Source organism: Bathymodiolus azoricus thioautotrophic gill symbiont (assembly GCF_001298715.1).
Classification (GTDB): Bacteria; Pseudomonadota; Gammaproteobacteria; order PS1; family Pseudothioglobaceae; genus Thiodubiliella.
In genome coordinates, this window is record NZ_CDSC02000085.1 from 1 (window position 1) to 11527 (window position 11527).

The 11527-nt window shown below is 37.3% G+C and carries 7 protein-coding genes; 4 read left to right on the forward strand and 3 right to left on the reverse strand.

What is annotated here, in order from left to right:
* Positions 1–265: 265 nt before the first annotated feature.
* From nirB to BAZSYMA_RS01760, 4 genes are read left to right on the forward strand one after another with little or no spacing between them, the layout of a single operon-like run.
* Positions 266–2647: a nitrite reductase large subunit NirB gene (gene nirB, locus BAZSYMA_RS01745; RefSeq protein ID WP_090714977.1), complete on the forward strand. Its 2382-nt coding sequence runs from the start codon at positions 266–268 to the stop codon at positions 2645–2647.
* A gap of 15 nt (positions 2648–2662) precedes the next feature.
* Entirely contained in the window at positions 2663–4129 is a 1467-nt protein-coding gene (locus BAZSYMA_RS01750) for an MFS transporter (protein ID WP_090714979.1), read from the forward strand.
* A gap of 33 nt (positions 4130–4162) precedes the next feature.
* Entirely contained in the window at positions 4163–5863 is a 1701-nt protein-coding gene (locus BAZSYMA_RS01755; RefSeq protein ID WP_090714981.1) for a bifunctional protein-serine/threonine kinase/phosphatase, read from the forward strand.
* A complete protein-coding gene (locus tag BAZSYMA_RS01760) occupies positions 5860–7314 on the forward strand; it encodes a molybdopterin oxidoreductase family protein (protein ID WP_237731603.1) in 1455 nt (484 codons plus the stop codon). Before BAZSYMA_RS01755 ends, BAZSYMA_RS01760 begins: the two co-directional genes overlap by 4 nt.
* Here the strand turns inward: BAZSYMA_RS01760 and BAZSYMA_RS01765 are convergent, their stop codons facing one another.
* From BAZSYMA_RS01765 to dapA, 3 genes are read right to left on the reverse strand one after another with little or no spacing between them, the layout of a single operon-like run.
* Positions 7315–9213, reverse strand: a complete 1899-nt coding sequence (locus tag BAZSYMA_RS01765) for a helix-hairpin-helix domain-containing protein (protein WP_090714985.1) — start codon at positions 9211–9213, stop codon at positions 7315–7317. It abuts the gene before it with no gap.
* A 6-nt stretch (positions 9214–9219) separates the two neighbouring features.
* Entirely contained in the window at positions 9220–10353 is a 1134-nt protein-coding gene (gene bamC, locus BAZSYMA_RS01770) for an outer membrane protein assembly factor BamC (protein ID WP_090714987.1), read from the reverse strand.
* Positions 10353–11243: a 4-hydroxy-tetrahydrodipicolinate synthase gene (dapA, locus tag BAZSYMA_RS01775; RefSeq protein ID WP_090714989.1), complete on the reverse strand. Its 891-nt coding sequence runs from the start codon at positions 11241–11243 to the stop codon at positions 10353–10355. Before dapA ends, bamC begins: the two co-directional genes overlap by 1 nt.
* Between the last annotated feature and the right edge of the window lie 284 nt (positions 11244–11527).

Here is an 11527-nt window from a genome sequence, read left to right on the forward strand (position 1 = left end):
CCGTTTTAAAATAATGATAGACACAACGATTGTATTTTTGGTATAATCTGCGTTCTGTTACCCAATGATGGGCAACAAAAAAACATTGACGTTTATTTGGGTTTCTATTTTAATGAAACACGATAAGCGTTTTTTTTGGTCAATTCAAAGTTGAATTTAACCATAGAGCATTGAAGCCAGTTAGAAAATGTCATATGCACATTTTTCTAACTGGCTTTTTTTATGTTCAAAGCATAAATTGTGTAAATAAATAAAAGGAAATATCATGAAAAAATTGGTTATAGTTGGCTCAGGAATGAGTGCTATGAAAGTGGTAGATGAGGTTTTAAAAATAGACCCGCTTATGTATCAAATCACTATTATTGGTGCGGAAACAGTATTGCCCTATAACAGAATTATGCTTTCTCCAGTTTTAGCTGGCGAAAAAGATTTTGATGAAATCAGAACACATGATGAGGCTTATTTCGCACAAAATAATCTTATTTTTAAGCCTGGTTTTGAAGTAACAGCTATTAATAGAAAAGCTAAAACTGTGTCAGTAACAGAAATTGGTAAAACTGACTCTGAGTCTCTGGATTATGACCGTTTGGTGATTTGCACGGGTTCAACACCATTTATTCTGCCATTGCCTGGCAAGGAATTAGCGGGTGTGGTTTCATTTAGAGATATTTACGATGTTGAATATATGCAATCAGAGGCTGGAAAATCTAAAAAAGTGGCTGTTATTGGCACGGGTTTGCTGGGACTTGAAGCGGCCAATGGGTTGAATGAATTGGGCTTTAAAGTAACAGTTATTGGTAATATGGATTCTATTATGAATATGCAATTAGATGCCTCATCTGGGCATTTATTGCAAAAAGTATTGGAGCAAAAAAATATTCATTTTAAACTGGGGGCAATAACCACCAAAATTATTGGTAAGGACAAGGTTGAATCGTTGGCGTTTGAAGATGGAACAACACTGGAAACGGATATGGTGGTTATGTCTGTTGGTATTGTTCCCAATGATACTTTGGCTAAGCACATTGGTTTGCAAACAGACAGAGGTATTGTTGTGAATGACACAATGATGACTTCAGACCCTGCTATTTATTCAGTAGGCGAGTGTATTAAACACCGAGGTATGTCGTATGGTTTGGTGGCGCCTCTTTTCGAACAAGCACGCGTGTGTGCCGAGCAAGTGTGTGAGGTGTCTCATCATATGTATACAGGCTCAGATATCTCTACCAAGCTCAAGATTTCAGGTGTTGATGTTTTCTCAGCAGGTGAGTTTGACAATGAGGAGGATGAAATTATGTGCTCTAAAGACCATGCATTAAATACGCGAAAACGACTTTCTATTCGTGATAATAAATTAGTCGGCGCGGTATTGTTTGGTGATTCTACAGATGGACTTTTTTACTTTGATTTAATTAAGAAAGAAACAGATATTACCGATATTCGCAAGACTTTATTATTTGGTGATATTGGTATTGACGAGTCTAGTGCTGGCGCATCGGGTGTTGAAAAAATGGCAGATGATGAGCAAGTATGTGGTTGCATGGGCGTTACCAAAGGCGATATTGTGAATGCAGTAACAGATGGCTGTGATACTTTTGAAGCCATGCAAGAAGAAACAGGTTGTGCAACAGGATGCGGTGGTTGTGGGTCAGTGGCAAAGCAAATTTTTAGTTTTGTATCAGGTGCAGAATTGGTGAGCAAGGAAACACTGTGTGATTGCACTGGCTTTTCAACCGCAGAAGTGCGTGAATATGTTAGGGGGTTGAATGCCGTTAAAACCATTGATGAAGTGCGTTTGGCATTAGATTTCACCAGTACTTGTGAAGCCTGTGGTGCGGCAATTAATTATTATTTGTCGTCACAATTTAATGAGGCGTATGTGCATAATAATGTAGAGCGTCCACACAATGAAATGATGCACGCTAACAAACAAAGGGATGGTACTTATTCTATTATTCCACAAATGCAGGGTGGATTGACAACGCCAGCAGAACTTAAATCGTTGGCAGAAATTGCCGTGAAATATGAAGTGCCCACTGTTAAAGTGACAGGAGGGCAACGCATTGATTTGTTAGGTATTCCTAAAGAAAATTTAAACGATATGTGGGATGAAATTGCAGCGGCAGGTATGGAATCAGGTTACGCTTATGGTAAAGCAACTAGAACTTGTAAATCTTGTGTGGGCACCGATCATTGTATGATGGGCACGCAAGACTCAATGGGGCTATCTATCAAGATGGAAGACGCAGTTTGGTCACACTTTATGCCACATAAGTTCAAGATGGGTGTTAGTGGTTGTCCGCGCAATTGTGCCGAAGTAACGATTAAAGATTTTGGTGTGATTTGTACCGAAAAAGGTTATGAAATCCATGTAGCCGGTGCTTGTGGCATTAGAACAAAAGCTTGCTTAAAAGATCGTTTCTTTGAAACCGAAGATGAAGTGATTGAATACCTGAGAGCCTTTGTACAGTTATATCGAACAGAAGGTAATTATCTTGAGCGTGTCATGCACTTTGAAGAGCGTGTTGGTTTGGATTATATTCAATCAAAACTGAGCACAGCAGAAAAAATTAAGCAATGGGCAAATGCATTGCCTAAGACTGTTCCAAATCCGTGGAAAACAACAGATCATAGAAAATCAGCTTAATGCAAGGATACTATTATGGAAGATAAATTAAATCTATTTTCATTTAAGGGCAAATATCGGATTCTACATCTGACTTGGTTTGCTTTCTTTATGACCTTTGTGGTGTGGTTGGGCCTTGGGCCAATGATGCCCTTTATCCAAGAGGCTTTGTCACTCACTGAGCAACAAGCAAAGGTATTGCTAATTCTGAATGTGGCAATGACCATCCCAGCAAGAATTATTGTGGGAATGTTGGTTGACAAGTTAGGCCCTAAAATACTATTTTCAGCCATATTAATTTTAGGTGGCTTAATCTCAATCGCATTTAGCTGGATGCAATCATACGAGCAATTGGCACTATTGAGATTTTTGTCGGGCTTTATTGGTGCTGGTTTCGTGGTGGGTATTCGCATAATATCCGAATGGTTTCCAGTCAAACAAACCGGTATCGCACAAGGCATTTATGGCGGTTGGGGTAATTTTGGTTCTGCGGGAGCAGCGTTCTGCCTACCTTTTATTGCAAGTAGTTTTGGCGATGTTAATGGCTGGCGTTACGCCATCACCATTGCGAGTGTTTTGGCAATCTTGTATGGTGTTTTTTATTATTTCAATGTTAGCAATACGCCTAAGGGCTCTACTTATTTCAAGCCAAAAAAATCAGGCGCTATGGAAGTGAGTAGTTATTTAGACTTAGCACTCTATATTGTAATGAATATCCCCCTATATCTTGCTTTATCATTGCTAACATGGAAGTTGTCACCCGCCAATATGGCAATGATTTCATCAACGATAGAAGATGTTATATACTGTGTATTGACTGTAATATTTGTATTGCAAGTCTTTAAAACATGGCATATTAATGCCCAACATTTAGCTCAGGGCGTACCAAGGCAACATCAATATAAATTTAAGCAAGTTGCCATTCTTGATTGGGCATACTTGGTTACTTTTGGTACTGAATTAGCAGTTGTTTCTATATTGGCAATGTTTTATGTTGATTGGTTTGAACTGCCTAAAATTACCGCTGCACTGTTAGCGGGCGTATATCCATTTATCAATTTATTCGCTCGACCATGTGGAGGCTATCTAAGTGATAAGCACGGTAGGAAGCTGACTCTAATGATAGTTTTTTTTGGCATCAGTTTAAGTTTTCTAGCATTAGGCAATGTTGATAAAAGTTGGTCAATTTATTTGGTAGTCTTATTAACGATTGTTGGCGGTATATTCTCTAAAGCAGGATCAGGGGCGGTATTTGCTATGGTACCACTCATTCAAAGACGATTAACTGGACAAATTGCTGGTATGGCTGGTGCTTTTGGTAATGTAGGTGCGGTAATGTTTTTAACGCTCAATTCTTTGGTGGACTATGACCAATTCTTTATGTTAATTGGTACAGTTAGTACAATTGTATTGGTATTAATTGTAGTATTCTTGGAAGAACCGAAAGGTTATATGACTGAAATATTAGATGATGGCACGGTTGAAATTATCAAACTTAACTAGATACCATGATATTAACCCCGTAAATTCCCAGACATGCAGCAACTTAAAGTTAGTATAAATTCACATTCTATTGCAGGTACCAAGCCTGAGAATCAGGATGCTTGTGCCTATCATATACCTGACAAACAAGCCTTGGAATACAAAGGTATTACCAGCGTTATTGCCGATGGTGTGAGTGCTTGTGAGCGAGCGGCTGAGGCAAGTAGTTGCTGTGTTAATAGTTTTCTTAGTGATTATTACTCTACACCCGATTCTTGGCGTGTAGAGCACTCGGCAACAAAGGTTATCTCAGCACTAAATAATTGGTTGTATTCTCAATCAATGCGCAACGATGAAATCTCATCAATGTTATCTACATTGAGTGTGATAATCATTAAATCTAATACTGCGCATATTTTTCATATAGGCGACTCTAGAATTTATCGCTATCGTCAAGGTCTATTGACACAACTAACAAAGGACCATGTTTTAAATCTAAACAAAGAAAAAACTTACCTATCAAGAGCCATGGGGTTTGACCTTAGAGTGAATGTTGATTATCAAACTTTTAACCTTGAAGTTAATGATCAATTTTTGATGACCACAGATGGGGTGCATGATTATTTGAATGATACTTCGTTGCAAAATTTAATGAGTGTAGCATCAACAACAAATGATATTGTTGGCAAGGCACTAGATGCAGATAGTAGCGACAACATCTCAGCAATGATTGTGAAGATTGAGCAACTACCAAAGAAGAATATAGATGAGGCTTTTGATGAACTCACTGAACGACCTGTACCGCCAGATCTAGACAAAGGTATGAAAATTAATGGTTTTGAAATAGAGTCGCTCCTTGTTTCAAGCTCTAAGGTGCAATTGTATTTGGCCAGAGATATTAATACCAAACAATCAGTTGTGCTAAAAACACCCTCAATTAATTTTGAAGATGACCCTCAATATCTGAAACATTTCATGTATGAGCAATGGGCAGGGCAGCGAATACAAAGCTCCAATGTGGTGAAAATTCATAACAGCAATGAAAAAGCCAGCTTCTTAGCCTATGCGATGGAATACATCAAAGGACAAACACTCAGACAATGGATGGATGAAAATAAAGAGCCTGATGTCAAGATAGTCGTGAGTTTTGTTAAGCAAATTATCCAAGGTTTGAGAGCCTTTCACCGTCAAGAAATGCTACATTGTGACCTTAAACCAGAAAACATTATGATTGATAAAATTGGACAAATCAAACTGATTGATTTTGGCGCAACAAGGATTGCTGGCGTTGTTGAACTAAGCAGTCCAGTTGATGTTACGGATAATCAAGGTACACAAGGCTACACCGCACCAGAAGTTATCTTGAATGGCAAGGCTTCTCAAGCATCAGACCAATTTAGTTTAGGTGCAATTGTGTATGAGATATTTGCCTCGCAACTTCCCTACCAAAACAAATTAGATAAAAACTTAACCACGCAAAAATTATCCAAGTTATCTTACGAATCAATATTAATATACCATCCAAATCTAGCGATATGGATTGATGGCGCGGTGCGTAAAGCTTGTCATTTGAATGTCGCCTCCAGATACGAAGTGCTGAGTGAATTTTTATATGATTTAGAACACCCAAATTCAAACTTCTTGCAAATTGAAGAACCTGTAAAACCAGAAGCTAAATTAAAAAAATATCGATTGTATTTTGGGTTATTGTTTGCGTTAAATTTTATTTTATTATTATTATTGGTGACCAAATGAGTTTTAAAACAACCTGTCCGTACTGTGGCGTTGGCTGCGAGATTAAAATCAGCCGTTCTAATTCAACATTAAAGTTAATCGGAGATAAAGATTCGCCTGTTAATAAAGGCATGCTTTGCATCAAAGGGCAAACTTTATTAGAAACTGTTGGCACAGATAATGATAGACTGCTTAAACCCTCTGTTGGCACTTGGGATGAGACAATCAAAACAATTGCAAATATTTTCCGTTCAAATAAAAAAGATGAAATTGCATTATATTTATCTGGGCAGATGTTAATGGAAGATTTATATGTGGCTAAAAAATTTGCAGAGTCTTATGGCATTAATAATATAGAGAGCAATTCTAGACTTTGTATGTATTCAACGGTTGAAGCCAATAAACGCGCTTACGGTGCAGATATTGTGCCTGTTTCTTATGATGATATTTTTCTTGCAGAAACTATATTTATTATTGGCAGTAATACTGCAGATTGCCATCCTATTGTTTTTAATTATGTCAAAAAATCTAAGGCCTTTGTTGTTTGTGTAGATGTCTATAAAACAACAACAGCCAAAAAATCAGATTTATTTATCAAGGTTGAAGCTGGCAGAGATATGGAAATAATTGATGATTTGGTTAACCAACCATGGTTTAAAAATAAAAAAACTTTAAGCATCTATTCTCAGGGCCTAACCCAATCAACCGATGCAACTGATAAGGTCAATGCGCTTATTAACGCACACATTAAGGTTGGTAATATCAATAAACCAGGTTGTGGTGTTTTATCGCTAACTGGACAAAGCAATGCCATGGGTGGTAGAGAAATTGGTATTAGAACTAAAGATTTAACGGCCACTGAATTTTTCTCAACCGATCAGATTAAAACACTGTGGGTTATGGCAACAAACCCAGCGCACAGTATGATTAATTATCGAAAATTTGAAACCTTAATAGTTTCAGACTTCACAGAAACTTTAACCACTAAAGATGCAGATATTGTATTGCCAGCCTGTTCTTGGTCTGAAAAAACAGGACACCAAAAAAACTCGGAACGCCGATATTTAGAACAAAATGCTTTTTTATCACCTGCTGGTGAGTCAAAACCAGATTGGAAGATTATTTGTCTTGTTGCAAAATCACTGGGTTTGTCAGGCTTTGACTATAAAAATTCAGCAGAAATTTGGCTTGAGATGAAGATTGATGAAACATGGTCACCAAGAATTCAGGTTCGTGAAAAGATTGTAGAATTTGAAAAAGTTGATAGAGCGTATGGAAAGTCTATCAATAATGGACGATTGCTAGAGCAGTGGCATTCAATGTCACGAACTGGTAAGAGTAAAACCTTGAATGATATGACAAATAAAAACCCCCAAACAGTGTCAATTCATCATACAACTAATACCGAATTTTTTAAAAACAAAAAAGTTGAATTGGATAAACACTCTAAACAACCTTGTTTTAAGGGTTAATTACCCAATCATGGTTAGATAATTTTCTTCAGTTAATACTTCTACATCGAATTTTTCTGCAGCTTCAATTTTCTTTTGCCCTACATTTTCGCCAATTACCAAATAATCGGTTTTAGCGCTTACACTAACCACCACTTGTATACCAATAGATTTAGCATTCTTTTTCATTTCACTCCTTGAACCACTCATTTTGCCAGTAAAAACAATTTTTTTGCCAGCCAGCATGTGGGTAAATTCTACCCCCTCATTTTGCAAAGGGGTGGTTTCTAAATTAAAGCCGTGTTGACTTAATAAGCTAAACTCATTTTTAACATCTTGTAGTCCTGTTACAACAGCCTGCGCTGTTAATTCGGCGAAGCCTTCAATGTTGGCTATTTTTTCTAAACTCAATGCAAAAATATCACTCAACAAACAAGACCTAAGTAAGTTTTCACAATTCCCCATGCCTAATCTAGTAATACCAAAGGCTGCTAAGAAACGCCAATCTTCAATTTGCTCAGTGATTGATTTATGACGCTCAGCAATCAAATTTTCGCTGGTTTTATTGCCAAAACCCATCTTGGTTAAATCGCTATGAGCCAGCGTATAAATCTCTGAAATTTTACGAACATCATTTTTATAAAGTTTTTTAATTGTGGCGGCGCCAAATCCATCATTATTACCCAATATTTTAAAAAAATATTCCATTTTTCCAATGACCTGCGCTGGACATTCGCTATGATTTACACATATTAAGAAATCAGACTCCCATTGTAATGTTTTGTCACAACTTGGACACACAGTTGGAATATTAGGCTCTGTGGGTTTTAAAACTTTGTTGATTTTAGGAATGACCAAACCAGAACGCGTCAATTCAATCACACTATCAGTACCTAAACCTTGCTCTTTTACTAAGCCGTAATGATGCGCGCTAGCACGGTTAATAGTTGCACCACTTAACAGTGTAGGCTCTAATTCTGCCACAGGTGTAATCTTACCTGTACGACCCACTTGCGGGGTAACAGATAAAACTTTAACTTGTGCTTTATCTTTATTTTCTTTAAAAGCAATTTGCCAACGGTGGAATTTTCTATTCGCGCCCATGTGCGTTTTTAAATCATCGTTTGTTATTTCAAACACCACACCATCCACATCAAAATCTACTTCGCTAAGTGCATCCTGAACAACCATATCAAATTGGGTTTTCAAATCATCCATATTACCCAACCAATGTGGCAATTGGTTAAAAGGTACAAATAATGCCGCTTTGTTTTTTATCGCTTGCTCGGCTTTTTCATCTAAAGCCTTTTCCTTGATTAGACTGGCTTGAAAATTGCGTGGATATTCAAAATCTGCAGATAAATATTGTTCAAAATAACTTTTTTGAACCACAATCTCACCTGCACCTTGCCCGCGATCAGCACCCTTATAGACTTGTAATCCTCTATCAAACACACGACTAATATCGCTACCTTTTTTGCCATCGCCACGCGTATAAAGGCGTATGCCATCGTCATAACCAGCAAAACCATCCAACTTAGGTGTGGCTTTAATTTGAATAGTGCGAATATCAAAATCAATTTCAATAGCGGATTTTTTGATGCGCTCCAACCATTTATCAACTTCTTCTTGAGAATAGGCTTTATCAATAGAGAGCATTATCTCTGGTAGTAAAACCTTGTCAGTAGAAAATCCCGTACCTTCTGGCTCTATTGCTTGTAATAATGGATGCGCTGGTAGTCTTTTTTTGAGCGCTGGCAGATAAACAAAATCGTAATCTTTATCGCTGACCATTGGATTGCCATCACGATAAGCAGTATTGAGTGCGATGCAAAAGTCAGCTAACTGTTGGTCGCTTAATTCATCTACCAGTATTTCTTGGCGGACAATTTTATCTCTAATGGCTGGTGCTAACGCCACCTGCGATTATTGAAATTGTTTAGCGATATTGCTTAAGAGTTCATAACCAAAGTCAATGGTTTCTTGTTTATTTTGTTCAGATAAATCATTGAAAGTTACCTCAGCTGCATTACTGCTAATTTGCCTAACAATGATTTGATAGGACTCTTTAATTGCATTATCACCAAAAATGCTTGAAAGAATGCCTTTGTCTTTTTCCTTGGCAACATTCACATAGAAACTACCTTCTTTTATGTCTTTATCTTCAACATCAATATTCAACTCATCAAGTGCCCAGCCAACATTTTCCCAAGTTTCATGTTTGCTCAAAGCAAATTTAAGTTTTGCATAACCGCCTATGCCTTTCACTATCTCTACTTTTGTTATTTGATTTCCTTTAACATCAATAATTTGCTCCCTTGCAATTGTATGATCGCTACCAAGATAAACCATAAAGCGATAAAGCATTTCAGTTTCTAGCGATTGATCCTTAGGGCGAGCCTGCCAAATGGTGTTTTCATCTTCACCGCCTGCTTTGGTGATGACTTCCTCCATTGAGTTCAAAGTGAAATGGACTTCAGTTTTTCTGCCACCATCTACAGGTTCAATTCTGACTCTGTATTTATCAATAATTGCCAATGAGTACCTGGCCTTCATGGCTTTTTTCAGCATTGAACGAATTAAACCCACTGATTGGTCAGGGATTTCAGGGTGATTTTCTAAAAAATCAGTTTCCATAACGCCAATTTTCTTATCACTTCTCTTGATGGCAAAACCATGTGATTTAAAGAAACTTTTTGCCAAACTCCATACTGCATCTACTTTTTTATCAACCACTATCCAGCGAATTTGACCCAATCTTTCAACTTTAACTTTTACAGAGCCAGCAACACTCGCTGCCTTTTTATTAGCAACATCATCTTTAGAAAAACCAATGGTATCTTCTTGAATATTTGCAACATACTCACTTAGCTTAAAGGCTTCTTGTGAGTCAGGCTTGGTTAAGTCAGGCGGAATCTCTAAAGAAGTCACTGTTTTATTTGCATAGTATTGAATATTTCTTTCACCAAGACTGCTTTTTGCTTTTTTTGCTTTTTCGCCAAACGAGAAACAACTTGCTAAAGAAAATGCAAGTAGTGTAATTGTTATTTTTTTTATCATTATATAACTCCTAAATTAGATAAATCTTGCTCCAATACCATTTGATATTGAGGTGATAATTTTGTTAATGGCAAACGAATTCCACTGTCACATTTGCCCATTTTATACATCGCCCACTTAACAGGAATTGGGTTTGATTCAGTAAATAAATGCTGATGTAAATTATATAAGTTTGCGTCAATAGTTTCGGCTAATTTTCTATCTTTATTAAAAGCCGCTTGATAAGCATTAGATACCTCTGCTGGCGCTACATTTGCGCTCACTGAGATACCGCCATGACCGCCCATTAAAATAAACTCGACCGCTGTGGCGTCATCACCACTATACAATAAGAAATTTTCTGGGCAACCATCAATCAGTTCTTGTGCAACTGATAATTGACCTGTTGCATCCTTGATGCCGATAATATTGCTAATCGCTGATAGGCGAATTGCCGTTTCTGGCAACAAATCTACAGCAGTTCTACCCGGAACATTATATAAAATTTGGTCAATATCAACTGCCTCAGCAATAGCCTTATAATGCTGATACAGCCCTTCTTGTGTTGGTTTATTGTAATAAGGCGTGACTAAAAGTGCAGCATTTGCACCTAAGGCTTTGGCGGCTTGCGTTAACTCAATCGCCTCAGAAGTAGAATTAGCGCCTGTACCTGCAATAATAGCAATGCGTCCTTTGGCAAACTCAATGGTTTTTTGCATCACTTCAATATGTTCATCTTGATTAAGTGTTGCACTCTCTCCCGTTGTTCCCATAGAAATAATGGCTTTAGTGTTGCTCTTAATATGAAACTCAACCAAATTTGCAAGTGCGTCAAAATCCACCGAGCCATCTTCAAGCATCGGAGTGATTAGAGCGACCATAGCGCCTGTTAAAGGGTGTTCAATACGCATTGTAGTATTATATATAAAAAACCCACTAAATATTTAGTGGGTTTTTGCTTTAATTCCTAAATTTAAATTCTGAGTGCAAATTTTTTGTTGGTTAATAATACCTGATTTAAACACCATTTTTGGTGTTTTATAATTCGGGCTCCTCTTGCTAGAGCTAAAAAAAGTAAATGATACTTATGGCATCTTGCTCTCTTTTAGAAGTAAAAGTTTCACTTAGGGCTTGAGTGGGCGTTTTTGAAAATAAGATCTTTACAATGTATAGTTATTTACATCTACACCACCCC

Excerpts from the sequence above, each read along its gene's own strand:
- BAZSYMA_RS01755 (WP_090714981.1), top strand. The coding sequence starts at position 4,163 with ATGCAGCAACTTAAAGTTAGTATAAATTCACATTCTATTGCAGGTACC.
- bamC (WP_090714987.1), bottom strand. The coding sequence starts at position 10,353 with ATGATAAAAAAAATAACAATTACACTACTTGCATTTTCTTTAGCAAGT.
- BAZSYMA_RS01760 (WP_237731603.1), top strand. The coding sequence starts at position 5,860 with ATGAGTTTTAAAACAACCTGTCCGTACTGTGGCGTTGGCTGCGAGATT.
- BAZSYMA_RS01750 (WP_090714979.1), top strand. The coding sequence starts at position 2,663 with ATGGAAGATAAATTAAATCTATTTTCATTTAAGGGCAAATATCGGATT.
- nirB (WP_090714977.1), top strand. The coding sequence starts at position 266 with ATGAAAAAATTGGTTATAGTTGGCTCAGGAATGAGTGCTATGAAAGTG.
- dapA (WP_090714989.1), bottom strand. The coding sequence starts at position 11,243 with ATGCGTATTGAACACCCTTTAACAGGCGCTATGGTCGCTCTAATCACT.